Origin of the sequence: Sphingomonas canadensis (genome assembly GCF_026013525.1) — a bacterium.
In the GTDB taxonomy this organism is placed as follows: Bacteria; Pseudomonadota; Alphaproteobacteria; order Sphingomonadales; family Sphingomonadaceae; genus Sphingomonas; species Sphingomonas canadensis.
In genome coordinates, this window is the sequence record NZ_JAPDRA010000001.1 from 111,398 (window position 1) to 135,419 (window position 24,022).

Here is a 24,022-nt window from a genome sequence, read left to right on the forward strand (position 1 = left end):
ACGCGCTCATCGTAACAATTGCGTTGCAATATGCAACTAAGCTCCATGCTTCACCCGCCGGCCGCGGGGCGAGCCTGGCGATGCAGCCCATAATGATCCGCGACGCGATCGAGCGCCAGCCCCAGCACCAGCTTGCCCGCGCGGCTGGGCCAGCCTAGCGCGCGCTCCGCCGCCCCCATCCCCTCTCCGGCGCACACCACGCGCCACAGGATATCGGCCAGCCCCGGGCCGGCCGCGGCCATCGCCGCATCGAAGCGGCGGCGCGCGGCGATCTGCGCCAGGGTCGGGTCCAGCGGCGCGTCCGGCCCGCGCCGTCCGGCCGAACGCGGGCCGGCATCCCAGCGCATCGTGACGCGCGGCGGCAGTGCTGCGGTCTCGTAATCCGCGCGCAGCCGCTCGCCCGCCTCGAACTGGCGGGCGTCGGCGTGGCCGCGCGCGAACAGCCATGAAAGCGGCGATTCCGCCAGGTTCACCGTCACGCTGCGCCGCCGCGGCCCGGCCCCGGCCCGACGCGCCACGATCGCCCCGTCACCGTCGATCTCCCGTTCCACCAGCTCGCGCATGCCGCAATCTCCCTTGTCGAATCGAATGCCGGGGGCTTGCCATAATGGCTAGGATGTAGGAAAGTACACGAACCACATGGGTTATATGGGGAGGCGCATATGATCACCGCCATTCGCGAGGTCCGGCGTGCCAAGGGCCTCACGCTGGAGGAGGTCGCGCAGCGATGCGTGCCGCCCACCACCGCCCAGACGATCGGCCGCCTGGAAACCGGCACGCGCACCGTATCGGTGGCCTGGCTCAACCGGATCGCTGCGGCGCTGGGCGTCGACGCGGCGGCGCTGGTGACGCTGCCCGAACGCCCCTCCATCCCCGTGGCGGCCGCGATCGACGGCAACGGCGCGCAGGCGCCTCGCCGCGCGGCCAGCGTGGTGGCGCCGTCGCCCGATGCGGGGATGGTGGCGGTGACCGTCACCGGCGGCATCGGCGATTATCGCGCCGGCGACGAGATCTGGTGCGAGCGGCTTACGCCCGATGCCTTCGCCCATGCGCTCAACCGCGACGTGCTGGTGCCGCGCCCGGCGGGGCGCTTCCTGTTCGGGCGGCTGATCGGGCGTGAGGAAGGCAATGCGCAGGGCGGCGGCAAGCTCCATCTCCTGCCCCTCGGCGCGGGCGCGCGGCAGCAGGTGGTGGCCGATCCGGCCTGGATCGCCCGCGCCGTCCGGCTCGTCCGCGCGCTGCATTAGGCGCGTTCCCACATTCGGCGGACCGGAATCAGCCCGCGCCGGTCACGGCCTCTAAGGATAGCCACCTATTGCCCCGCCCGCGAAACCGGCGCATCTACGCAACGAAATTCGGAAGGGGAGCGACATGCGTTACGCGCTGATTTCTGCGGTTGCCGCGATGCTGATCGCCGCGCCGGCCGCGGCAGAGGATTGGGACTTCATCCTCGTCAACAACGCCGGCAAGGAGATCAAGAAGATCGAGCTGAGCCCGACCGGCGCCGGAGACTGGCAGACCAACAGGCTGGAGGAAGATCAGAAGGAAAAGGTGGTCAAGGTGGGCGGGCGCACCACGGTCCATTTCGACAAGAAGGACAATGCCTGCCGCTACGACGTGCGCGCCACCTTTTCGGACAGCACGAACGCGATTTGGTCGGGCATCAACGTCTGCGACAATTCGTTCGTGACGATCAGCTACAAGAACGGCGCGCCGGCCTACACGGCCAATTGATCGCACCGCCCCCGGCCACCCCGCGCAAGCGCACAGGCCGGGGGATGGTGGGCGTTGGCCTTGCCGCGCCGATGTTGCGCAGCGTCTGGTTTACGCCATTTCTGCAGCAACGTTGTGGCGCGGCACCTATCGAGCTTCTGGCCGGCCCGGAGGCGCCCCGGGGCGCTGTTTGGCGCGATCGCGGTCGATTTCGGCGGCCCGGCGATGCTCGCATCATGCAGCGCCGGCGGCCCCCGGAACGCGCCGGGCGACGATCGTGAGCACCGCGCCAGACAGGAGGAACAGGACGGCGAATACTGCCAGCGCGAGATCATATGTGCCGCTAGCATCGAACCGGGTTGCCAGATATGCCGGTCCGACGGCGACACCGATGTTATAGGCCGCATAGACGCCGCCATACAGCCCGCCATAAGAGATCGGGCCGAACAGGCGGCTAAGCAGAAATGCCATTACGTCGAATTCGGCACCGATGCCGAAAGCGATCAGGAAGATCGCGAAAGCCGTAATCCCGGCGGTGTGGGAATCGGCGAGGAGAAAGAAGCCAAGCGCAGGCGCCGCGAAGATCACCGCCACGACATACATCGTACTAACGTTGTCGAGCAGCCAGCCGGTGACCAGCCGGGCGAAGATCAGCGTCGCTCCCAGGATCGAAACACCCGAGGCCGCGGCAAGCGGGCTGAAACCGCGATCGGCCAGGATCGACGGCAGGTTGACCAGCAGGCCCATCGACGCCGCCCCCAGCGGAACGAACGCAAGCGCTATCGTCCAGTAGGTCATGGTGCGCAGCGCCTTGCGCCACGGGATGCCGCTGAGCGGATCGATTGCCGGGTGAGATCCGGACGCCGCTCCGGCGTCGATCTCGTGCGGCCCTTGCGGCCTGATCCGCAGCAGCGTCGCCACGTTCAAACCGCCCACCAGCAGGAACAATACGCCGATCGACACGATCGCCATTCGCCAGCCGAAGGCGCCGATGAGCGCCTGGCTGATCGGGGGAAGCACCAGCGAGGCCAGCCCGACGCCGGACAGCGCGATGCCGAATCCCAAACCGCGCCGGCGATCGAACCAGGTCAGGATAATCCGCGTATAGGCCGCCGGCAGCGTACCCGCACCGAACAGGGCGAGCAGGAAAAACGAAATATACAGTTGGGTCAGGCTCCCCTGCAGCGTTGCCAACGACATCAGGATCAGCGGCACCGCTACCTGCGATACGCACAAGGTCCGCCACGCCCCCATCCGGTCTATCAGGACGCCGAACAGCGGGGCCATCAGCAGCAGCGGGATATTGGCGAAGGCGACCGCGAGCGTCGTCTCGCCCCGGCTCCATCCGAACGCTTGGGAAAGCGGCGTAACGAATTGGCCGAAGACCGTCGATGCGACGGCGCTGAAGCCCACAGATAGGCCGATCGCGGTGCCCAGCGCGACCCACCACGCGATAGGCAGACCCAAGGGGCGCCGGCCGGAAATATCGTGTTCGATCAAGCGATTCCCTCTCGCAGACAATCGTAGAGTGTATCGATCAGCGCTCTGGGGCGATCGTCCATGGCGCTTCCCGAGGCGGCGTGGTTCATGCTGTAGGCGAAGCTGAGCCGCGCCTCGGGATCGGCGAAGGCGAAGGATCCCCCGACCCCGGCATGGCCGAAGGCACGCGGATTCACGCCCATGGGATGGAATGCGGGATTGTGAAGCGCGAAGCCGCGTCCGAAGCGGAAGCGGCGGCCCGTCAGGCCGCATTCCTCATGCCAGCGTTCTTCGCGAAGCGTCTCGACCGCGGCGGGCGACAGCAGCCTGACCCCGTCGACCTCACCGATTACCGCCGCCATGATCCGCGCGACCGCCCGGGCATTTCCGTGGCCGTTGGCGGATGGCAGCACCGATTCTCTCCACATCCGCGAGTTGAACACGTCCTCGGCCCTTGGCAGTGGCCGCCATGCGCGGCTCAACGGCGATCCGGTCTCCGCCGCGATGTGGCGAAGGCTCACCGAGTCCGGGTTGACGATGAACTCAGCCACACGCGCGTCGTCTGCCGCGGTCAGCCCGAACCGGAAATCCGCATGCAGCGGCCCGGCGATCTCCTCCGCGAAAAAGGCGTCAACCGGCCGTCCCGATACCCGCCGGACCAGCTCCCCCACCAGATGGCCGAAGGTCGACGAGTGATAGGCGCCGCGCGTACCCGGTGCCCAGGCCGGCGCCTGACGGGCCAGGCCCTCGATCACCGCGTTCCAGCCGGGAAGCGCGCCTTGCGGAACGGCATCCGGATAGACCAGCGCAGCGAGATGGCTGATGAGGCAGTCGACGGTTATGTCCGCCTTTCCCGCCTGCGCGAATTCCGGCCAATATCGCGCCACCGGGGCGTCGAGATCGAGCAGGCCGCGGTCGATGAGGATATGCGCGCAAAGCGCCACCATCGCCTTGCTTACCGACATCATGCAGAGGATCGTGCCGGCCTCCCACGGCCGGGTTCGCGCGGCGTCGGCATGTCCACCCCACAAATCCACGACCGGCCGTCCGCCCAGATAGACGCAAACCGCCGCGCCCACCTCGCTTCGCGCGCTGAAATTCTCGACGAAAGTTTCGCGGACGGGCGCAAACCGGTCGTCCGTGAAGCCATCGATAGCAAATGGCGGGGGCAAGTTACGCGGCCTTTCCGGACGGCGGAGCGGTTCCGGCCCGCCGCCCGATTTCATGAGTTTCAATCGAATTTGTAGCCGATGCGCACGCCGAAGGTGCGAGGATTCCCGACACGCCCCGCCACGCGCGCGGCGGCGAAGCTCGCGGTTCCCGTGACATATTCGGTATTCGTCAGGTTACGGCCCCATAGCGAGACGCTCAGCCGGTCTCCAGGCGCCGCCACGACCAGCGATCCGTTCAGCAGGAAATACGGCTTCTGGCTCTCGAGCAGCGTGTTCTCCGGCGTGAAATAGCGCCTTCCGTTCCAGCTTCCTTCGACGCGGATCGACGGGCGCCAGCCGGACGCCATCGTGAAGCTCTTCTCCGCCGCCAGGTTGAGCGTGTAGTTCGGCGTCGCGCTCAGATCCTGGCCCGAGGCGTCGAACGATAGCGAAGTGTTGCGACGCGGCGCGCTCGTGAAGTCCTTGTAGACGCCATCGAGCAGCGACAGATTGCCCTCAAGGGTGAGCCCGTCGACCGGCGTCGCGCGCAATTCGAGCTCCAGGCCCTTGATCGACGCATTCGCCGCGTTGCGGATGTCGGTCTGCCCCGGCACGATGAAGAAGTTCACCTGCAGGTCGGTATAGTCGTAATAGAAGAGCGTAATGTTGGCCTGCAGCCGGCGGTCGAGCCAGCTCGTCTTCACCCCGGCTTCGTAGCTCCACAGATATTCCGGGCCGAAGCCCTGGGTGGCGCTGGGGCTGCTGTTGATGAAGCCGCCGCTCTTGAAGCCGCGCGAGGCGGAAACATAGGTCAGAATGCCGTCGCGCGGGCGCCATTCCAGCCCGGCCTTGGGCGTCCACGCCGAATAGCGGCCTTCGAGCGCGTAATTCTGGGTGGCGCTGGCCACCTGCGTGGTGATGTTCCGGACGGCTCGACGCTGGGTGAAGTCCTTGTCTTCGGTGGAATAGCGCAACCCCGCAGTGAGGGTCAGCGTGTCGGTCAGCGCGTAGCTTGCCTGGCCGAATGCCGCCCAGTTCCGGGTTTCCACGTGCGGCGCCGAAAAGGTCTCGGTGTTGGTCGAGATCGTCTGGACACGCAGCGGATAGTCGATCGTCTCGGAGAAATAATAGGCGCCGAGCACGAACGACAGCCGGTCGAACTTGCCGGTCAGGTTGAGCTCTTCGGACTTTTGCGACTGGCGCTCGTTCAGGATCGTACGATTGAGGTCGAGATCGCTGGCGTCGGTATCGAACGACGCGGCGAAATCGGATTCGCGGTACGAGGTGATCGATTTGAGCGTCAGGCTGGGAGAAAGCTCGAAGCTGGCCTCCGCGCCCACGCCCCAGCCCTCGCGCCGCGAATTGTGCGGAAAATTGTTCGCGATCCTGGAATAATCGCCCAGCAGCGTGTCGCTCAGGCTCGTGCCGCCGCGCAGTTCCAGCAGCTTACTGTAGCTCATGATCGCCGATTTCTGACGCAGATAATCGGCGCGCAGGATGATGTCGGTGCCCGCAGCCGGGTTCCAGCGCAACTGCCCGCGCACCGCCTTGGTATCGTCGTCGTCGATGTCGTTGCCGCTTGGGTTGATGTTCTTCACATAGTCATCGTGGGCCGAATAGAGTGCCGCGATGCTGGCCGAGAAGTCGCCGCCGAGCGGGCCGCTGAGATAGCCGGCAAGCTGGACGGCGTCGTAATTGCCATAACCCGCCTCGAACTTGCCGCGAAGGACCTCGTCGGGCTTGCGCGAGATCACGTTGATCGTGCCGCCCACCGAATTGCGGCCGTACAGCGTGCCCTGCGGCCCACGGAGCACCTCGACGCGCTCGACATCGAGGAAGCTGTTGAAATAGGATGCGGGGCGGGCGAGGTATACGCCGTCCATGTGTACGGTCGAGCTCGGATCCGATCCGGCGAACACGTTGTTCGATCCGACGCCGCGGATATAGATCTGCGCGAACGAACTGTTCTCCGACACCGTCATGCTGGGCGCCAACTGGGTGAGATCACGCATGTCGCGGGCGCCGGAACGCTGCAGCGCATCGCCGCCATAGGCGCTGATGCCCATCGCGGTATCCTGCAGGCGAGTTGCCCCGTTCTTGGTCGCGGTGACGACGATATCGCCGTGATACGCATCTTCCGCCGCCGGCGCCTCGGCCTGGTCCGCCTGCTCCTGCGCGGCCGCTGGCATGGCGAGCAGGGTCATCGCGGCGACGCCCCCCAATAAGCCGGGCATGGCCGCAATGGTATGTTTCATATCCCCCAGACGCATGCGCACCCCCTTATTCTCTGCTGTGGCTCAATATTCGCTATCTGATATCTGTTACAACACTATGCTGTCAATCCGTCGCGTGCCGGAGTAGGGGCGCTCCGAGAGGAATTGCATCTGCGGAGAGCGCGGCGCTATATGGCGCTCGATTGAAACTGGCGGATTTTCCATGGCCGAAACATCGAAAATGTCAGAAATTCCCGTGATAGAGCCGGTCAAGCGTTATGACACGCTGGCTGACCGCGCATATCAGCAGCTCCGGCAGGCGCTGATGACCGGGATATTTCACCCCGGCCAGAAGCTGACGATTCGGAAGATTGCGGCGGTGCTGGGCGTGAGCGCGACACCCGCGCGCGACGCGATCAGCCGGCTGCTGTCCGAGCGGGTTCTGGAGAGCGACGCGAACCGCAACGTTTTCGCGCCCCAACTCGACGCGGAGAAGCTGAGCCATCTCTACGCAATGCGCATCGCGCTGGAGGGCCTTGCCGCGGAAGAGGGCGCAAAGCGCCTCCCGGACGAAAAGGTGCGCGAGCTTGAGCTCGTCCAAATGTCACTGATCGCTGCGATGGATCGTCAGGATTATCAGAAGGTATTGATAGAAAACGAGAAATTCCATTTCGGCATCTATGCCGAATCCGGCAATCACATGCTGGTCGAGGCGATCGAGCAACTCTGGCTCAAGCTCGGCCCGACGATGAACCTCCTCTATCCTTCCTATAATCATTCGCGAACGGGCGTGGTCCACCATCTTGCCGTGGTGGATGCGCTGCGTTCGCGGCAGCCGGCCGCCGTTCGGCAGGCGATCGAACAGGATCTTCGCGACGGCGAGGTCGAGCTGCGCAACGCCCTGTTGTCGGTCGGCGAGCGTCCGGAAAAGCCGCGCCGGCGCTCTGCTTCGCGATAAAAATCCCGGCCTGAGGACCGATGGCCATTGCTTCCGCCGAAAAGTGTTGTATCAGATATCACATCGGCGAGGGAATGATGCGCAACAGAGTACTGGTTACTGCGGGCGGAAGCGGGATCGGCTTGGCGATCGTCGACAGCTTTCTGGCGTCGGGCGCGTCGGTGCATCTTTGCGATGTGGACGCCGATGCGGTCGCCAGGGCCGTCGCGACGCGTCCGGTGACGGCGAGCGTGACGGACGTCTCGGATTCGATCCAGATCGCGGACCTCGCGGCCCACGCCCTTTCCGCGCTGGGCGGGATCGACACGGTCGTGAACAACGCGGGTATCGGCGGCGCGCGCTGCCCGATCGAGGCCCTGAGCGACGAGGATTGGGACCGCACGCTGCGGACGAACCTGTCGAGCATGTTCTATGTGGTCCGCGCGTTCGCACCGGCGATGAAGGCGCAGCGATCGGGCGCGATCATCAACATATCCACGACATCGGTGAAGACGGGCCTGCCCGAACGCACCCCCTATGTGGTGGCCAAGGCCGGGGTGGAGGCGCTGACGTCCAACCTCGCCCGCGAACTCGGGCCGTTCAACATCCGCTGCAACAGCCTGCGCCCCGGATCGATCGAAAACGAACGCGGCCGCGCGCTGCTGGCGGCGCGCGCGGAGCGCGAGGGACTGACCTACGATGCGGCTCTGGCGCAACGCCTGGCCTTCATTTCGATGCGCACGAAGATCGATCCGAGCGAGATCGGCGATGCGGCGGTCTTCCTGGCCTCGCACGCCGCCCGGCACATTTCGGGCCAGTGCCTGAGCGTGTGCGGAAATGCCGAGTGGGAATGAGTATGAGCAAGACGATCCTGACCTGCGCCGTTACCGGGGCGGGCGCCTATACCGAGAAGTCGCGCCACGTGCCGGTCAGCCCGGAGCAGATCGCCGGCGAATGCATCGCGGCGGCCCGCGCGGGCGCGGCGGTGTGCCACATCCACGTCCGCGATTCATCGGGCGCTCCCAGTATGGAGGCCGCGCTGTATCGCGAGGTGGCCGAGCGGATTCGCGCCAGCGACACGGATCTGGTCATAAACCTGACCACCGGTGCCGGCGCGCGCTACATCCCGGACAAGGACGATCCGCTGACTCCTGCCGCGGGATCGACGCTGACGACACCCGAGGTACGGGTCCGTCACGTCGTCGAGTTGAAGCCGGAAATCTGCAGCCTCGACATCGGCACGATGAACTTCGGCCGGCATGCCGTGCTCAACACGCCCGCCCATGTCGCGGCGATGGCGGAGATGGTCCAGGCGGTCGGCACCAAGCCGGAACTCGAAGTGTTCGACGTGGGGCATATCGACCATGCCCGGCGAATGGTTGGGGAAGGCATTATCGCCGGAAATCCGTTCTTCCAGATTTGCCTGGGCGTTGCCGGGGGGGCGCCCGCAACGCCCGAAGCGCTGATCGCCCTCAAGTCCTTCCTTCCTCCCGATGCGCATTGGGGCGGCTTCGGGGTTTCTGCCGCGTCGCTGCCGATGGTGGCGCTGTGCGTGCTGCTCGGCGGGCACGTCCGCGTGGGCCTGGAGGACAATCTGTATCTGCGGCGCGGCGAACTCGCGCCCGGCAATGCGGCGCTGGTCGAACAGGCCGTCGATATCGTTAGCAAACTGGGGGGGCAACTCGCGACCGCGGCGGAAGCGCGCGAGATCCTTGAGCTCAAGAAGGCCGAGGGGGTGGCGGGTGCGCTTTGCAACTGATACCGGAGGCACGTTCACCGATCTGGTCGTGGAAGGCGATGACGGCCTGTGGCGGGCGTTCAAGGCTTCCACGGTCGCCGAGGATCCGGTTCGGGGCGTGCTCGACGCGCTGCGCCTCGCTGCCGGCGACTATGGCCTGACGCTACGGGACCTCTTGCAGCGCGGTGACACGTTCATCCACGCGACCACCCATGCGATCAACGCGGTGCTGACCGGAACGGTGGCGCGGACCGCGCTGCTGACGACTCAGGGCCATCCCGACATATTGCTCCTGCGCGAAGGCGGCAGGCCAGATCCGTTCGACTTCTCGACCGGTTTTCCAAAGCCTTATGTCGCGCGACGCGACGTCTGGGAGCTGCCCGGGCGCATCGACGCCGATGGCAGCGTCTTTGCCCCGCTCGATGAGGAGCGCGTGATCGCCATCCTCGACGAACTGGCGGAGCAACGGGTGGAGGCGATCGCCGTCTGTCTGCTCTGGTCGATCGTCAATCCGGCGCACGAACTGCGCCTCGGCGAACTGATCGAGGCGCGGCTGCCCGGCATCCCCTACACGCTGTCGCACCAGCTCAACCCGATTCCGCGCGAGTACCGGCGGGCCTCGGCGGCGAGCATCGATGCTTCGCTGAAGCCGATGATGGGCCGCTACCTGGGCTCGCTCACCCGGCGGCTCGCCGATGCCGGCTTCGGCGGGCGCGTGCTGATGGTGACCTCGCAAGGCGGCGTGATGGACGCGGGAGCGCTGGCCAAGGCGCCGATCCACGTCCTGAACTCCGGGCCTTCGATGGCGCCCGTGGCCGGCAGGCACTTCGCCGGCGCGATGGCCGGCGACGCGATCGTCGCCGATACCGGCGGGACGACATTCGACATCAGCGTCGTGCGGGACGGGCGCCTACCGCTCACCCGGGAACTGTGGGTCGGGCCGCCGATCGTCGGGCATCTGACGGGTTTTCCTTCGGTGGATGTCCGCAGTGTCGGTGCAGGCGGCGGCAGCATCGGGCGGGTGGATCGCGGCGGCATCCTCCATGTCGGCCCGCAAAGCGCCGGCGCATGGCCCGGACCCGCCTGCTACGGACGCGGCGGGACCGAGCCGACGCTGACCGATGCCGCGCTGGTCCTGGGATATCTGGATCCCGCGTTCTTCCTGGGCGGAACGATGCCGCTCGATGTCACGGCCAGCGAGCGAGCGCTGGCGACGATCGCAACGCCGCTTGGCGTGGACGTCACCGCCGCTGCCGCTGCGGTAGTCGAGCTTGCGACCGAGACGATGGCACAGGCCATCCTGCAGATAACCGAGGAACAAGGCATCGATCCGGAGCGCGCGACGCTGGTGGGCGGTGGCGGCGCGGCCGGCATGAACCTTATCTTCATCGGCCGCCGCCTCGGATGCCCGCGCATCATCGTGCCCGAAGCGGGCTCCACGTTGAGCGCGGCCGGCGCGCTCATGTCCGACCTCGTGACCGAGCGCCGTGCGACGGCACGCATGTCGACCGTCGACTTTTCGCCAGCCGCCGCGAACGACGTCCTGGACAGGTTGCAGGAGGAATGTGCCGCGTTCGCCGCAGCGCAGACCGGCGATCCTGCGGAGGCCGATTTCGTGCGTACCGTCGAGGCCCGATATGCCGATCAGGCCTGGGAGATCGAAGTTATGCTGCCGGCCGGGCGGCTGGAGGGGCCGGCCGATGTCGCTCGCTTCCGGCAGGCGTTCGATGCCGAGCACCAGCGGCTCTACGGATTCTGCGATCCGGCGAGCGCGGTGGAGATAGTGAGCTGGCGGGTCGGCGTCGCGTGCCGGCTCAAGAATGCCGGTGCGCGCCGCCTCGCGGAGATCCCCGGCCGGCTCGATCGGCCCGCGCGCGCGATCACGCTGCCGAACGGGGAGCGGCACGATGCGCCGGTGCATCGCTGGTCCGACATGCCCGTGCAGGAAATCTTCTCCGGGCCTGCCGTCGTCGAATCCTTTTTCACGTCCGTCGTCATCGATCATGCGCAATTTCATCGCGCGGCCGACGGCAGCCTGGTGATCGACCTATGATCTCGCAACCTGCCTTGAGCGGTGCTCGCCTCGCGGTGCTGCGCAGCCGGATGGACGGCATCTCGCGCAAGATGTCGAAGGCGCTGACCCGCGCGGGACGATCCGGCGTGCTGAATCGCGCCAAGGACCTGTCCTGCGCGATCCTGTCTCCGGAATGTGCGCTGCTGAGCGCGGCGGACAGCCTGCCCATCCATGTGCTGAGCGGCCCGGACCTGATGGCGCGATCGATGCTCGACGCACATCCCGAACTGCGCCGGGGCGACGCCTTTCTGCACAACTGCCCCTATACGGGTTGCTCGCACGCCGCGGACCACACGATCCTGGTCCCGGTGATCGACGATGAAGGCCGGCATCGCTTCACGGTGCTGGTGAAGGCCCATCAGGCCGATATCGGCGATAGCGCACCGACCACCTATTTCGCCGGCGCGCGCGATGTGTACGAGGAAGGGGCGCTTATCTTCCCGGCAGTACAGGTGCAGCGCGACTACAGGATCATCGACGACATCGTTCGCATGTGCCGTGCGCGAATCCGCGTTCCGGACCAATGGTATGGCGATTTCCTTGCGATGATCGGCGCAGCACGCTGCGGAGAGCAGGAGTTGCTCGATCTTGGCGCGGAGGTCGGCTGGGACGTGCTCGATGCCTTCTCGCAGGGGTGGCTCGCCTATGGCGAGCGGCAGATGCGCGATCGGATCGCCGGCCTTCCCGCGCTCACCGCGTCCGGATCGAGCAGGCACGATCCGATGCCGGGCACGCCCGCCGACGGCGTGGAAGTGCGCGCGACGGTCCGGATAGATCCCGGCGCGCATCGGATTATCGTCGATCTGACCGACAACATCGACGTCCTGCCCTGTGGCCTCAACGTCAGTGAGGCGTGCGCGCGCACCGGCGCGCTGATCGGTATCTTCAACACGCTGGGCGCCGGCGTAGTCAAGAACGCGGGCAGCATCGGCCGGGTTGAAATCCTGCTGCGCGACGGAAGCTGCATCGGCGGCGGGCGCCACCCCACGTCTTTCTCGGTATCCACCACCAACCTCGCCGACCGCATCGTCGCCGCGGTGCAGATCGCGGTCAGCGAGGTCCTGCCGGAAATGGCCCTCGCGGAAACGGGGGCGGTCAATCCCCCGCACAAGGGCGTTGTCTCAGGTATCGATCCACGCGACGGCCGGGCTTTCATCAACCAGCTTTTCCTGGGCAGCACCGGAGGTGCGGCGTCGGCCCGCGCCGACGCCTGGCTGACCTATTCGCACGCAGGCAATGCCGGCATGTCGTTTGTCGACAGCATTGAGATGGTTGAGATGCACCACCCGCTCCGCGTCTTGCGGCGCGAACTCGTGCCGGACAGTGAAGGGGCCGGCGAACATACCGGCGCGCCGGCCCTGACCGTCGAGCTGGAGCCGATCGGGGCCGAGATCGAGATCGCCTATGTCAGCGACGGCACGATCAATCGGGCGCAGGGCGTTTGCGGCGGCGCGGCCGCCGGCGCGGCCGCCCAGGCAAAGCGCACGCAGGCGGGCGTCGTGGATCTCCCGCCCTTCGGTCATCTGCGCCTTCGCCCGGGCGAGGCGCTGCTTTCGGTCGGCACCGGGGGTGGAGGCTTCGGCGATCCGCGGCGGCGCGATCCGGCCAAGGTGTGCGAGGATGTTCGCGACCGGCGGATATCGCGCCAGCGGGCATGGCTGACCTACGGCGTCGCGATCGGCGAGGACGGCGCGATCGATGCCCGCGCAACCACTGAACTCCGCACGAAAGGCCCTTCGGAATGAAACTCGCAAACCAGGTCGCGCTCATCTTCGGCGGCAGCTCGGGCATCGGCAAGGCGACTGCCCTACGGTTGGCGCGCGAAGGCGCGACAGTGGCGGTCGTCGCCAGCGAAAAGCTGGCCCGGGCGACCGCCGTTGCCGACGAGATCGCGGCCGCTGGCGGAAAGGCGCGCGGCTTCGTCGCCGATGTGCGCGATGTGCAGTCGATCCGCTCGGTCGTCGCCGATGTCGAGGCCGCGCTCGGCCCGATCGAGATCATGGTCTATTCGGCCGGCGTCTATTACCCGACGATCCTGGGCGAGCTCGACGAAGCGAAGTTCGACGCGATGGTCGATATCAACTTCAAGGGAGCCTTCTTCGCGATCGACGCCGTTGCCGGGGCGATGAAGACGCACGGGCGCGGGCGCATCGTCACCCTGGCATCGGTCGCCGCCTTTCGCGGCTCGTCCTCCTATCCGCTCTACGCGGCGACCAAGGCCGCCGTCATGATGCTGACCAAGTCGCTGGTCGGACGGCTTGCACCGCACGGAATCCACATCAACGCTGTCGCGCCAGGCAATACCGCGACCCCGCTCAACGAGAACGACCGGCTGGGAGCGGGCAGCGCCGAGATCCTGGCGGCGAAGGCGGCGATCACGCCCAGCGGGCGCACCTATTCCCCGCCGGAGGAGATCGCCGCCGCGATTCACTTCCTCGTTTCGGGCGAAGTACGCGCGATGCACGGCGCCACGTTGCTGATCGACGAAGGCCTGTTTGCTGGCATGTAGGGGGCGGCGCGTGGAACTCTATTTCAACTGGAATGCGGTGTGCGCGCTGAAGGTGGTGCTGTGCCTGGCCGAGAAGGGCGTGGACTGGACGCCGCGCCATATCGTGCTCGGAAAGTTCGAGCAGCTCGAGCCCGGATATCTCGCGATCAATCCGGCGGGCGTGGTCCCGGCGCTTGTCCACGATGGCCACGTCATCCTCGAGTCGTCAGTTATCCTGGAATATCTCGAGGATGCGTTTCCGGATTTCGCGCTGCGGCCGGCGGCGGCCGCGGATCGTGCCCGGATGCGCTGGTGGATGCGCCAGGTGGACGATATCGTGCATCCCTCCGTGCGGCCGATCAGCTTCGCGCGCTTCGTTGCGCCGCGCGCAAAGGCGCTTTCGGAGGCCGAACGGGCGGCTATGCTTTCCCGGACCCCCAAGAAGGAGATAGCCGATCTTTGGGATCGCGCAGCGGGTGCTCCGTTCAGCGACGAGGAAATTGGCAGGTACCTGACGTCTATCCGAAAGGTGCTGATCTCGATGGAAGAGCAGTTGCGCGGATCGCGGTGGCTCGCCGGTGATATGCTGAGCCTGGGCGATATCGCGATGGCGCCCTATTTCCGCAGGTTCGAACAACTCGGCGTGACGTCTCTCTGGAGCGAGCTGCCCGCCGTGTCGTCCTGGTGGCAACAGATGCGCGCACGCCCGGCCTATGCTGCGCTTGACCGGCTCAGGCTGCAATATGCCCCGGCTGACCATCCTGCGGCCTGATCGGCGACAGTGCGGCTTGAAATGCGCTCCATCTTTGCGGGCATGCGAAACGGCTCGCGGCGAGGTTGAAGGCAGGGCGGACATGGCCCTGTCGAGACGCCACCGGCGAACCGCATCAACTGGCAGGCCGGGGCGGTTGACCGGCGCCGGCGCAAGGAAAAACACGTCGGTTCGGCACCTATTGAAGCAAGGGCGATCTGCGCGTCATCGCGGCGGCTTTGGGCTTGATGGCGCGGCGCGGGTCGCGATGTGTCCGGATCGGGAAACGGCGGGCGCGGCAATGTGCCTCGCCCGCCGCTTTCCCGGCCCGTATATGCCCCCGGCGGAAGCGGCGCCGGCGCCTAGAAGCGCGTGCCGAACTGGATTCCGATCGTGCGCGGGCGGTTGACCGATACGCTGGTCGGGCGGAAGTCCAGCTTGCCGGCGTTCAGGATCGGGGTGCCGGTGTTACCCTGGATCGCCTGATACTCGATCTCGTTGGTCAGATTGTCGACGAACGCGGTCAGCGACCAATGTTCGCTTTCCAGGCCGACGCGCAGGTTGACGAAATTCTGCGCGCCCATCCGGCTCGACGGATAGTTCTGCGACAGCGCGAAGCGCGAGCCGATATACTGGTACGACAGGTTGGCGGTGACCGAGAGATCGCCGTCCACCGGCTGGCGGATGTCGACGCCCGCCGCCGCCGCCCATTCCGGCGTGTTGACCGGCCGGTTGCCCTTCTGAAGGTCTTCCGTGAACCCGAGCGCGGCCAGCGTGGCGGGATTGGCCAGCGCCGCGCCGCTCTGGAAGGACGCATCCTGCCAGGTGCCGCTCAGATAGAAGTTCACGCCGCGCGCCGCGCGCCAGCTCGACTGAAGCTCGACGCCGTAGATCTCAAGATCGGGGCCGTTCAGCGTGAGCACGAACGGGTTCGCGGTCAGGATCTGCGGATCCTTGAAATCGGTATGGAAGGCGGAGACGTTGAGCGTCAGCGCGTCGTCCAGCCAGCGCGTCTTGGCGCCGATCTCGAACGAGAGCACCTCATCCTCGCGGAACGAGCGCGCCTGTTCGAACCGGGCCAGGCTGGGCGGGGTGCCCGCGCCGCGCAGCGCCGAGGTGAAGGGATTGAGGTTGCCGTTGCGCACGCCCGTGGCGGCGATGGCGTAGAGCATCGCATCGTCGCCGACGTCCAGCTCGATCGCGGCGCGCGGCAGGAAGCGGCGGAGCTGGAAGGATTCCTCCAGCGGGATGCCCGCCGCGGTCGCCGTCGCGTTGACGTCGGCGATGACGAAGGGAGGCGCCAGGCCGTTGGGCGCGCCGCCGAACGCCGCGATCGACTGGATCGAGACGCTCGTGATCTTCTCGTCGACATAGCGCACGCCCGCGATCAGGCGCAGCCGCTCGCTCGCCCTGAGCGTGCCTTCGACGAAGCCCGAGATCTGGCGCGAATCGACCGAGCCGGCCTGGCCGATCAGCGTCGTGCCGCCGACGGGCGTCGTATAGGGCGCGAACTCCGGGGCCGTAGTGGTCAGGTGGGCGATATAGCTCGCATCCTGATAATAGACGCCGCCGATCAGATCGAAGGCGCCGCCCAGATCGGTGGCGAAGCGCAGCTCCTGGGTGAAGCTCTCGTCATCCGCGTTCGACAGGCCGGTGGCGGTCAGCACGGTGGTGAACAGGCCGAATGCCGCGGCCGACTGGGCGTCGAAGAACTCGTCCCGCCGGCTGCGGGTGTACCAGCCGGTGATCGCGGTGAGCGTAACCGGCCCGGCGTCATATTCGACCTTGCCGGTATAGAGCTCGAACTTGTCGCGATTGTCCCCCTGAACCGGTGTCGAGAGGACCAGCGCGGTCTTGGCGGCGGGCGGCGCGTTGACCTCATAGCTGCCGCCGAAATCGTCGCGGCCGGCGAAGGCCATCAGCCGGATCGAGAGATCGTCCGTGGGCTTCCACAGCGCGACCACGCGGCCGCTGAACGCGCGATAATCGTTGAAATTGTCGATGCCCAGGCGCGGATTGTCGATGAACCCGTCGTCCTTGCGATAGTTGACGACCGCGCGGATGCCGAGCCGGTCCGGAACCAGGATGAACGAGCTTGCGGCGGAAGCGGCGACATTGGTGCCGCCTTCGTCCGTGAACGACAGGCTCGACTGGAACACCATGTCGGATGCCAGGGCGCCGCCAAGGTTCGGATCGCGCGAGAAATAGCGGATCGTGCCGCCCACCGATCCCTCGCCGAACAGCGTCGGCTGCGGCCCGCGCAGCACCTCGATCCGGTCGAAGTCGAAATAGTTGAAGTCGCGCTGGCTCGCGGTCGCGGCGGCGACGGGAATGTCGTCGAGGAACTGGCTGACCAGCGGGCCGGAGCCGCCGAGATCGGACAGCCGCGGCGAGACGCCGTTGGAGATGCCGCGGACGCTGACGTCATTCTGGCTGGGGCCGCGATCGATGGTCGAAAGGCCGGGCGTGCGGCGGGCGATATCCTCGAACTCGTCGATGCCCTCGCGCGCGATCGCGCGGCCGTCGATCGCGGAGATGCTGCCGCCGATGTCCTGAACCGTCTCCTCGCGGAAGCGCGCGGTGACGACGATGTCGCCTTCGGAGGACTGGTCCGCCGGATCGTCCGAGGCCTGGGCCTGCGCGGCGGTGGCGCCCAACGTCGCGCAGAGCGCGATCATGCTCGTAGCAAGTAGCGTGCGGCCCGTTTGCCGTAGTTTCATTTTCTGATCCTCCCCGCCGCGCGCACCCTCGTCCGGAGCCATCCTGCGGCACATCCTGTTACTCCGCAGTTACAGCTATTGTCAACGATATTAGATTTTGTTTACAAGATGTGCAGCGATACGGAGAGGACCCGAATGACCGAGATGATGGGCCGCCGCGCCTTTGGCGCCATGCTTGCGGGCACCTGCTTCTCCACGATGCTGCCCGCGCCGGGCCTCGCCGCCACGGGGGATCGCAAGCGACTCGCGGCGGCGCTCGACACGTGGCTCGCCCGGATTGTCGACAATGGATGGGTCAGCGGCGCCGCGGTCCGGATCGAAAAGGCGGGGGCCGCCCCGCTCACGCGGCTGCACGGCTTCGCCGACCGCGAGGCGCGGACGCCGCTTGGCGAATCGACCATCTACCGCATCTATTCGATGACCAAGCCGGTGACCGCCGCCTGCATGATGACGCTGGTGGAGGACGGCAAGGTCGCGCTGGACCAGCCGGTCCGCGAGCTGCTGCCCGAATGGTCCGACCCGCAGGTGCTGGTGCGTTTCGACGGCGACAAGCCGGTGACCGAGCCTGCGAAACGCCCGATCACCGTGCGCCACCTGCTTACGCATACCTCGGGCCTGAGCGAGAGCTTCAATAAGGGTTTCGAGCCCAGCGCCGACCTCTATCATCGCATCGGCCTGATCGCCGGCCAGTTCCGCCCCGCGCTCGGGATCACGTCGCTCAAGCGCTACAGCGAGGTGCTGGCCACGATTCCGCTCGCCTTCCAGCCGGGCGAGAAGTGGCTCTACAGCAGCGGGCTGGAGGTGGCGGGGCGCGTCATCGAGGCGGCTTCGGGCCGGGATTACGAATCCTATCTGCGCGCGCGCCTGCTGCAGCCGCTGGGCATGGCCGACACCCATTTCGCGCTCCCGGCATCGAAGCGGCCACGCCTGGCCGCCATGTATGTGGGCAGCCCGGACGGCAAGACCGCGCGGCTCAACCCGCCGATGATCCCCGCCTGGGGCGAAGACAGCGTGATCCCGATGGGCGGCAGCGGCCTCTTCTCCACGCTCGGCGATTACACGCGGTTCGCGCAGATGCTGATCGGCCGCGGGCGGCTGGGCCGCGCCCGGGTGCTGCGCGCGGAAAGCGTCACGGCGATGATGACGAACCAGTTGCCCCCGGCGCTGGGCGACATGCCGTTGAGCGCCGCCGCGCGCTTCGGGCTGGGCGGCGAGGTGAAGGGGCTGGGCTTCGGCCTGGGCGGCTCCGTGCTGGTCGACCCGGCGGCGGCCGGCGGCATGGGCCATCGCGGCGAATATGCCTGGGGCGGCGCGGCAAGCACCACCTTCTGGGTCGATCCCGTCACCCGCACCAGCGTGGTGCTGATGACTCAAAAGCTTCCCTCCGGCATCCACCCGTTGCGCGACGAGCTGCGTCGCCTTGTCTACGGGAGGCTGCCTTGAGCCGGAGAATACCACCGCCGCATGACGATATGCCGGCGGCAGAACGCATCGCGGGCGAGATCGTCCGCCGCATCAACCAGGGCGCGCTGGCGCCGGGCGCGCGCATCACCGAACAGGCGCTGGCCGACGAGTTCGACACCAGCCGCGGCCCGGTGCGCGACGCGCTCAAGCTGCTCCATGCCAAGGGCTGGGTGGAGATCGTGCCCAAGGTCGGCGCGCGGGTGGCCGCGCTCGACGGTTCGCCGACGCTCGAATCGATCCTGATCTCCGGCTCGATGCTGGGGCTCGCCTATCGCTTCGCGGTGATGAAGGCGAGCGACGCGCAGATCGACGATTTCTTCGCGCGCGCCAGCCGCGTCATCACGCTGGGCCGCGCCGAGGGGACATCGCCCGACGAGTTCGCGCGCGCCGCGATCGACGCGGGAAATTTCGCCATCGCGCTCGCCGACAACCGCCGCATCGACGATATCGTCGGCCCGGTTCCGCAGGGCGCGCTTTCCGGCTTCATCCCGATGAGCGTGCAGAACGAACAGGCGATGCAGGAAGCGACCGATCTGTGGATCGAGCTCGCCACCGCCTTTCGCATGCGCGACGCCGACGCCGCCGAGCGGCTGGGCCGCCGGATGACCGAGACCTCCTATCGCCGGATCCTTCGCTGGCAGGTCCAGCGCGCCGGCGATCCAAAACCGAATGCGTACCGGAGGGAGTGAACACCCAAAAAAGCAGAGGAGAGGATAATGAAATTGTCGAAGAAACTTATCGGCGCCGGATTGCTGTTCGCATCGAGCAGCGCGTTCGCGGCCTATGCGATCAACGAGGCGGTCAAGGCCCCGCCGCAGGCCCCTGGTGCCGTCCGCGTCGCGGCGGGGCCACAGGCTCCCGGCGGATCGGCCGGAGCGTCGCTCGCCGCCCAGCCGCAGGAGGGCGCCGCGCTGGTCGACAATTGCGCGCCGATCCGCGCCGCGATCGACGCCGCCCGGCTTCAGAACGTCGCGGTGATCTTCGGCAACGGCGCGGGCGAGATCTGCCGCTACAAGAAGGGCGCGATCGAGTATAACCAGAAGCTCGCGCTCGCCTCGGCCACCAAGCTGCTGACCGGCATCCTTTCCTATCGCATGATCCAGGCGGGCAAGATCACCGCCAACGCCAAGCCGCAGCAATATTTCGGCTATTGGACCAACAGCGCCAGCGACAACCGCAGCAAGATCACGCTGGAGCAGCTTCTGGCGTTCACCAGCGGCTTCAACACCAAGGACGCGAACCTGCTGAGCTGCGTGTACAATGCCTACACGACGCTCGATCTGTGCATCCGCCGGATCTATCTGGGCAACCTCGATAGCGTGCCGGGCGCGGTCTATTTCTATGGCCCGCATCACATGCAGGTCGCCGCCGGCATGCTCGACGCGGCCGATACCGGCGATTTCGGCGCCATCTTCGCCCGCTATGTGACGACGCCGCTGGGCCTTACCAACACCAGCTATGCGCTGCAGAGCGCCGCCAACCCCTGGGCGGCCGCGGGCGGCGAGAGCACGGCGGAGGATTATGCCGTGATCATGCAGGCGCTGTTCAACGGGACGCTGGTGACCGACCTGAATAACTTCTTCGCGCCGCGCACGCTGACCGCGACGAAGGGCGAGGTGCCGGCCGCGATCCTGGCCAACAACGGCAGTCAATGGGAATATGCCCAGGGAAGCTGGGTGGAGTGCGAATATGGCACCGGCGGCGCCAACTATGCGACGCAATGCGCCAACGACAAGATCAACTCCTCGCCCGGCGCCTGGGGCTTCACGCCCTGGATCGATCGCCAGAACGGCTATTGGGCGCTGATCGCCACCGAAGACCATGACAACGGCGCCGAGAAGGGCGTGGAGCTGGAGCAGGTGCTGCAGCCGCTGATGGTGGCGGCGCTCTAACCCCCACAGCAATCGCGACGGCGGCGGCTCCCCCCAGGGGCCGCCGCCTGCAAAGCCGATTAGAGCGGTTTCCACACGAACTGAATCGACGGGGATCCCCTTTGCGGTGGCGTTGTGATTCAGACTTCCTGCTGGTGGCAGGAGGCCGGCATGGATGGGACGCACTCTTTCACAGGATCTTCGGGACCGGGTTGTGGCAGCGGTCGATAGCGGTCTGAGCTGCCGGGCGGCGGCGGCCCGCTTTGATGTCAGCGTGTCGAGTGCGATCCGCTGGCGACGGCTTGCGCTGGAGCATGGCCGGGCCTTGGCCAAGCCGCGCGGCGGCGACAGGCATTCGGGCAAGATCGAGGCCCATGGCGCTTTCATCCGTGAGTTGATCGCCGAACAAGGAGACATGACCCTTGTTGAGGTTCAGGCGCGGTTGATCGAGCGCGGCGCCTGGGTGGGGATCGGCACGGTGCATCGCTTCTTCGTCCGTCACGGGATCACGCGCAAAAAAAGACCGGGCACGCGATCGAGCAGGACCGTCCCGACGTCCTGAGGCAACGCCGGCACTGGTTCGACGGCCAGGTCGACCTTGAACCTGAACGCCTGGTCTTCATCGACGAGACCTGGACTGCCACGAACATGACCCGCAGCCATGGACGCTGCCCGAAAGGCGAGCGACTGCGGATGGGCTTCCCGCACGGGCACCGCAAGACCACCACGCTCGTCGCTGGCCTGCGCATGACCGGCATGGTCGCGCCGATGGTACTCGACGGACCGATCAACGGCGATTGGTTCGAGGCCTATGTCGAGCAGGTGCTGGTGCCCGAACTGCGCCCTGGCGACGTAGTCATCATGGACAACCTCTCCAGCCACAAGCGGACCGCCGTGAAGGAAAGGATCGAAGCAGCCGGCGCAACCCTGCGCTTCCTCCCGCCATACAGCCCCGACTTCAACCCTATCGAGAAGGCCTTCTCCCGCCTCAAGGCCATGCTCCGCAGGGCTGGCGAGCGAACCGTCAGCGGCTTGTGGGACCTGATCGGCAAGCTCGTCGACATCTTCCAGCCCAACGAATGCACCAATTACTTCAAATCCTGCGGCTATGAACCAGAATGAACGGAAACCGCTCTAAGCACCCGTCCCTCTCCGTCATCTGGCTTACCCACATCATAATCGACGACACCTTTGCAGCAGCCTTGACTAAAACCGGCGCGACGTGATTTGATCAGATTGGGCACGCAGCACCCGACCTGTCGCCAAGTCAAACCGCTGCTCTAATCACATTCCGCACGCCGACTTTCCATCTCGGCTGCAGCTTAAATGGCGACCGGCAGCTTGACGATGGAGGACGCTGTGCGCCTACCGCTATCATTGACTGATCTTCCCGCGCTGAAAAGCGATCTACGCAAAGCCAATATCGACGTTCAGGCCGCCCGCCGCATCGAAGGCGCTGCCCGAGGCTTCGGATACGGCAGCTACGCAACGATGAGGCTCGCCCTACAGGACGGCATCCAAGTGGTGGAACCGGACGACGCGGTGTTTGCCGACTATATTGGCTTCACAGCAGACGAGTATGGGCCGCGAACTCTGTCCCGGGCACTTGCCCGAGTAGCCGTGCGCTCGGTCATGGAGCGTGAGCCGCAGCTTACGGAGCGTGGCTATGACACGGTCTGGCCGCGCTTTTCGGACGAGCGGAAAATGACGCTCGATGAGCGCAAGGCTGCCTTTGCCAAGCGCCGGGAAGACACGCTGCACGACAACTCGATGGACGAGTTCGAGCTCGCTTGGATTTACCTCTCGATGCAACAGCGGCGGAAGACCATCAACATGGACTTCGGCAGTTATGGCCTGAAGCACAGGGCCGAGAATCTCTCCCGAAAGCAGGGGCAGTACACCCATCTCGGCGACTACGTGTCGAACGGCATGTTTATCATCGCCGCGCTCGCCTGTGGGTTCGAGGCGAAGCAGATCGATTACGGACCGAATGCCTGCTTCAACATCTCAAGCAAGACGATCCGCGCAACGGCTGGCCATCCGATCATGACCCGTCGCGACCAGGGCCGCCTTTTCGCAATGGCGATGGCATCAGCCTGACCTTGGGGCGGTGTTCCGGCACCGCCCCGCGCAAATCGGAAGTCGCGCAAAATCCGCGCAGAAAATTGTCGGCCCGAAGGCCGACAGTCGCTAACTACTTGAAAATATGGTGGGCGGTGACGGGCTCGAACCGCCGACCCTCTCGGTGTAAACGAGATGCTCTACCAACTGAGCTAACCGCCCGCCCGGCCTGGCGCGCGGGGCATGGCCACGCCGCTTCCGGAAGCCAGCGCGGATGCCAGACCGGTGCCGCGCCCGCAAGGGGGCTTCAGACGATCGCCAACCCGGCCCGCTTCACGGCGGCGGCATAGCCGCGCATCCCGTCCAGCCCCATCGGGCTCAGCGCGATATAGGCGCGGCGGCGATCACTGGGGTCCGCCTGCCGCTCGAACAGCCGGGCGTCGTGCAGCGTGCCGATCCAGCGCAGCGCGGTGGTGGGCGGCACGGCCGCGGCGATGCACAGGCTAGAAACCGACACCCGCCGCCGCTCCAGATGCGCGGCGAACAGATCGAGCAGCATGTCCCAGGCCGGATCGGCGAACAGGTCGCCACGGAAGAACTGGCTGCGCATCCGCCGTGCGCGGATCACGGCGCGGATCTCCGCCGCCGTCGCCTCCGGCCGGTCCTCGTCGGGTCCGCGATAGCCGCCGTCCGGCTCGCGCAGCGGCATGGCGCCGTTGCCCTGCTCGTCGCCGCGGGAAAGCCGCGCGAGTTCCTCTGCCAGCCGCGCCATCTCTTCGCTCAGCCGCTGGAGCGGCGAGCCGTCCGGCTCGGGCACCGCGCGCGCGGGCGATCGCACGCGGAAATGCCGCCGCTGCGCCGCGCGCATCCGCGCCACCGCCACCGCCGCGGCGCGATCCCCCTGGGTCGGGCGGCACAGCATCAGCGCCTCGCCGCCCAGCAGGTGCGTTGCGGCAATGTCGATCTGTTCGGGCGAAACGGTTGCCACCAGGCCAAGCTGCCGTTCGCGTGCCACCGTATCGGCCTGCGGCAGCACCAGATCGAGCAGGGCGTCCGGCGCCGCCTCGCCCTCGATCAACAGCAGGTCCATGGCATATTGGCGCTCCAGCCCGGCCGCGGCCTCGGCAAAGCCGATGCGGCGGCAGGTGCGGATTCCCGCCGCCTCCAGCGCCGCGACGGCTTCGTGCGCGTCACCGTCGCTCTCCGCCACCACCAGCGCGCTTCCCTGGCGGGCATAATCGGCCTGATACGGGTCAGCGTTCGCGTTCGGCCCCACCTTGATCCCCATGTAGTTCGTCTTCTGTTCCGGAATGCCGCACTCCTCCGAAACGGGTGAGTCCGAATTCCTCCATTTCGGAAGTT

At 66.5% G+C, this 24,022-nt stretch carries 20 protein-coding genes and 1 tRNA gene; 14 read left to right on the forward strand and 7 right to left on the reverse strand.

Features of this window, described 5'->3' with window-relative positions:
• Positions 1 to 50: 50 nt before the first annotated feature.
• Entirely contained in the window at positions 51 to 563 is a 513-nt protein-coding gene (locus OM513_RS00520) for a DUF6456 domain-containing protein (RefSeq protein ID WP_264942190.1), read from the reverse strand.
• 99 nt (positions 564 to 662) lie between these two features.
• On the opposite strand from OM513_RS00520, the gene OM513_RS00525 reads away from it, so the two are divergent.
• Together OM513_RS00525 and OM513_RS00530 are read left to right on the forward strand one after the other, a co-directional pair.
• Positions 663 to 1,247: a helix-turn-helix domain-containing protein gene (locus tag OM513_RS00525; RefSeq protein ID WP_264942191.1), complete on the forward strand. Its 585-nt coding sequence runs from the start codon at positions 663 to 665 to the stop codon at positions 1,245 to 1,247.
• Positions 1,248 to 1,371: 124 nt separating this feature from the next.
• Positions 1,372 to 1,734, forward strand: a complete 363-nt coding sequence (locus OM513_RS00530) for a hypothetical protein (RefSeq protein WP_264942192.1) — start codon at positions 1,372 to 1,374, stop codon at positions 1,732 to 1,734.
• A gap of 213 nt (positions 1,735 to 1,947) precedes the next feature.
• Here OM513_RS00530 and OM513_RS00535 read toward each other — a convergent pair whose 3' ends face one another.
• The 3 genes from OM513_RS00535 to OM513_RS00545 are packed head-to-tail and all read right to left on the reverse strand — an operon-like array spanning position 1,948 to position 6,577.
• Positions 1,948 to 3,213 (reverse strand): MFS transporter, encoded by a 1,266-nt coding sequence (locus OM513_RS00535; protein ID WP_264942193.1) that lies wholly within the window; start codon positions 3,211 to 3,213, stop codon positions 1,948 to 1,950.
• The gene (locus OM513_RS00540) at positions 3,210 to 4,364 is read right to left on the reverse strand and encodes a serine hydrolase domain-containing protein (RefSeq protein ID WP_380916251.1); all 1,155 of its coding nucleotides are present in this window, start codon (positions 4,362 to 4,364) and stop codon (positions 3,210 to 3,212) included. The genes OM513_RS00535 and OM513_RS00540 overlap by 4 nt, the downstream gene beginning before the upstream one ends.
• Positions 4,365 to 4,423: 59 nt before the next feature.
• The gene (locus tag OM513_RS00545) at positions 4,424 to 6,577 is read right to left on the reverse strand and encodes a TonB-dependent receptor (RefSeq protein WP_264942194.1); all 2,154 of its coding nucleotides are present in this window, start codon (positions 6,575 to 6,577) and stop codon (positions 4,424 to 4,426) included.
• 202 nt (positions 6,578 to 6,779) lie between these two features.
• Between OM513_RS00545 and OM513_RS00550 the strand changes: the two genes are divergently transcribed.
• From OM513_RS00550 to OM513_RS00580, 7 genes are all read left to right on the forward strand, one after another.
• A complete protein-coding gene (locus OM513_RS00550) occupies positions 6,780 to 7,514 on the forward strand; it encodes a GntR family transcriptional regulator (RefSeq protein WP_264942195.1) in 735 nt (244 codons plus the stop codon).
• A 77-nt stretch (positions 7,515 to 7,591) separates the two neighbouring features.
• Positions 7,592 to 8,347, forward strand: coding sequence for an SDR family oxidoreductase (locus tag OM513_RS00555; RefSeq protein WP_264942196.1), 756 nt, complete (start codon positions 7,592 to 7,594; stop codon positions 8,345 to 8,347).
• Between the two features lie 2 nt (positions 8,348 to 8,349).
• Entirely contained in the window at positions 8,350 to 9,252 is a 903-nt protein-coding gene (locus OM513_RS00560) for a BKACE family enzyme (RefSeq protein ID WP_264942197.1), read from the forward strand.
• A complete protein-coding gene (locus OM513_RS00565) occupies positions 9,236 to 11,284 on the forward strand; it encodes a hydantoinase/oxoprolinase family protein (protein ID WP_264942198.1) in 2,049 nt (682 codons plus the stop codon). Before OM513_RS00560 ends, OM513_RS00565 begins: the two co-directional genes overlap by 17 nt.
• Positions 11,281 to 13,050 (forward strand): hydantoinase B/oxoprolinase family protein, encoded by a 1,770-nt coding sequence (locus OM513_RS00570; protein ID WP_264942199.1) that lies wholly within the window; start codon positions 11,281 to 11,283, stop codon positions 13,048 to 13,050. The genes OM513_RS00565 and OM513_RS00570 overlap by 4 nt, the downstream gene beginning before the upstream one ends.
• The gene (locus tag OM513_RS00575; RefSeq protein WP_264942200.1) at positions 13,047 to 13,814 is read left to right on the forward strand and encodes an SDR family NAD(P)-dependent oxidoreductase; all 768 of its coding nucleotides are present in this window, start codon (positions 13,047 to 13,049) and stop codon (positions 13,812 to 13,814) included. The genes OM513_RS00570 and OM513_RS00575 overlap by 4 nt, the downstream gene beginning before the upstream one ends.
• Before the next feature lie 10 nt (positions 13,815 to 13,824).
• Positions 13,825 to 14,565, forward strand: a complete 741-nt coding sequence (locus tag OM513_RS00580; protein ID WP_264942201.1) for a glutathione S-transferase family protein — start codon at positions 13,825 to 13,827, stop codon at positions 14,563 to 14,565.
• A 341-nt stretch (positions 14,566 to 14,906) separates the two neighbouring features.
• On the opposite strand, the gene OM513_RS00585 is transcribed toward OM513_RS00580, so the two are convergent.
• Complete coding sequence (locus tag OM513_RS00585) at positions 14,907 to 17,222, reverse strand: TonB-dependent receptor (protein ID WP_264942202.1); 2,316 nt, start codon at positions 17,220 to 17,222, stop codon at positions 14,907 to 14,909.
• 177 nt (positions 17,223 to 17,399) lie between these two features.
• On the opposite strand from OM513_RS00585, the gene OM513_RS00590 reads away from it, so the two are divergent.
• The 5 genes from OM513_RS00590 to OM513_RS00610 all read left to right on the forward strand — a co-directional run bounded on the left by OM513_RS00590 (position 17,400) and on the right by OM513_RS00610 (position 22,699).
• Positions 17,400 to 18,707, forward strand: a complete 1,308-nt coding sequence (locus tag OM513_RS00590; protein ID WP_264942203.1) for a serine hydrolase domain-containing protein — start codon at positions 17,400 to 17,402, stop codon at positions 18,705 to 18,707.
• Positions 18,708 to 18,736: 29 nt separating this feature from the next.
• Positions 18,737 to 19,417, forward strand: a complete 681-nt coding sequence (locus OM513_RS00595; protein ID WP_264942204.1) for a GntR family transcriptional regulator — start codon at positions 18,737 to 18,739, stop codon at positions 19,415 to 19,417.
• Between the two features lie 33 nt (positions 19,418 to 19,450).
• Positions 19,451 to 20,620 carry a serine hydrolase domain-containing protein gene (locus tag OM513_RS00600; protein WP_264942205.1) on the forward strand — a complete coding sequence of 390 codons (1,170 nt, stop codon included), beginning with the start codon at positions 19,451 to 19,453 and terminating at the stop codon, positions 20,618 to 20,620.
• Between the two features lie 154 nt (positions 20,621 to 20,774).
• Positions 20,775 to 21,721 (forward strand): IS630 family transposase gene (locus OM513_RS00605; protein WP_264942206.1). Its coding sequence is split into 2 segments (ribosomal slippage): positions 20,775 to 21,111 and positions 21,111 to 21,721, totalling 948 coding nucleotides; the frame shifts between segments, so codons are not numbered across the junction.
• Positions 21,722 to 21,976: 255 nt separating this feature from the next.
• Positions 21,977 to 22,699 carry a hypothetical protein gene (locus OM513_RS00610; protein ID WP_264942207.1) on the forward strand — a complete coding sequence of 241 codons (723 nt, stop codon included), beginning with the start codon at positions 21,977 to 21,979 and terminating at the stop codon, positions 22,697 to 22,699.
• Between the two features lie 107 nt (positions 22,700 to 22,806).
• Here OM513_RS00610 and OM513_RS00615 read toward each other — a convergent pair.
• Together OM513_RS00615 and OM513_RS00620 are read right to left on the reverse strand one after the other, a co-directional pair.
• A tRNA-Val gene (locus OM513_RS00615) sits at positions 22,807 to 22,882 on the reverse strand.
• Between the two features lie 85 nt (positions 22,883 to 22,967).
• Positions 22,968 to 23,948, reverse strand: a complete 981-nt coding sequence (locus OM513_RS00620) for a helix-turn-helix domain-containing protein (RefSeq protein WP_264942208.1) — start codon at positions 23,946 to 23,948, stop codon at positions 22,968 to 22,970.
• Between the last annotated feature and the right edge of the window lie 74 nt (positions 23,949 to 24,022).

What these genes read in the sequence shown, in the direction of transcription:
- OM513_RS00520 (WP_264942190.1), bottom strand. Translation starts at nt 563, where the DNA reads ATGCGCGAGCTGGTGGAACGGGAGATCGACGGTGACGGGGCGATCGTG.
- OM513_RS00525 (WP_264942191.1), top strand. Translation starts at nt 663, where the DNA reads ATGATCACCGCCATTCGCGAGGTCCGGCGTGCCAAGGGCCTCACGCTG.
- OM513_RS00530 (WP_264942192.1), top strand. Translation starts at nt 1,372, where the DNA reads ATGCGTTACGCGCTGATTTCTGCGGTTGCCGCGATGCTGATCGCCGCG.
- OM513_RS00545 (WP_264942194.1), bottom strand. Translation starts at nt 6,577, where the DNA reads ATGCCCGGCTTATTGGGGGGCGTCGCCGCGATGACCCTGCTCGCCATG.
- OM513_RS00550 (WP_264942195.1), top strand. Translation starts at nt 6,780, where the DNA reads ATGGCCGAAACATCGAAAATGTCAGAAATTCCCGTGATAGAGCCGGTC.
- OM513_RS00555 (WP_264942196.1), top strand. Translation starts at nt 7,592, where the DNA reads ATGCGCAACAGAGTACTGGTTACTGCGGGCGGAAGCGGGATCGGCTTG.
- OM513_RS00560 (WP_264942197.1), top strand. Translation starts at nt 8,350, where the DNA reads ATGAGCAAGACGATCCTGACCTGCGCCGTTACCGGGGCGGGCGCCTAT.
- OM513_RS00570 (WP_264942199.1), top strand. Translation starts at nt 11,281, where the DNA reads ATGATCTCGCAACCTGCCTTGAGCGGTGCTCGCCTCGCGGTGCTGCGC.
- OM513_RS00575 (WP_264942200.1), top strand. Translation starts at nt 13,047, where the DNA reads ATGAAACTCGCAAACCAGGTCGCGCTCATCTTCGGCGGCAGCTCGGGC.
- OM513_RS00585 (WP_264942202.1), bottom strand. Translation starts at nt 17,222, where the DNA reads ATGATCGCGCTCTGCGCGACGTTGGGCGCCACCGCCGCGCAGGCCCAG.
- OM513_RS00590 (WP_264942203.1), top strand. Translation starts at nt 17,400, where the DNA reads ATGACCGAGATGATGGGCCGCCGCGCCTTTGGCGCCATGCTTGCGGGC.
- OM513_RS00595 (WP_264942204.1), top strand. Translation starts at nt 18,737, where the DNA reads ATGCCGGCGGCAGAACGCATCGCGGGCGAGATCGTCCGCCGCATCAAC.
- OM513_RS00620 (WP_264942208.1), bottom strand. Translation starts at nt 23,948, where the DNA reads ATGGGGATCAAGGTGGGGCCGAACGCGAACGCTGACCCGTATCAGGCC.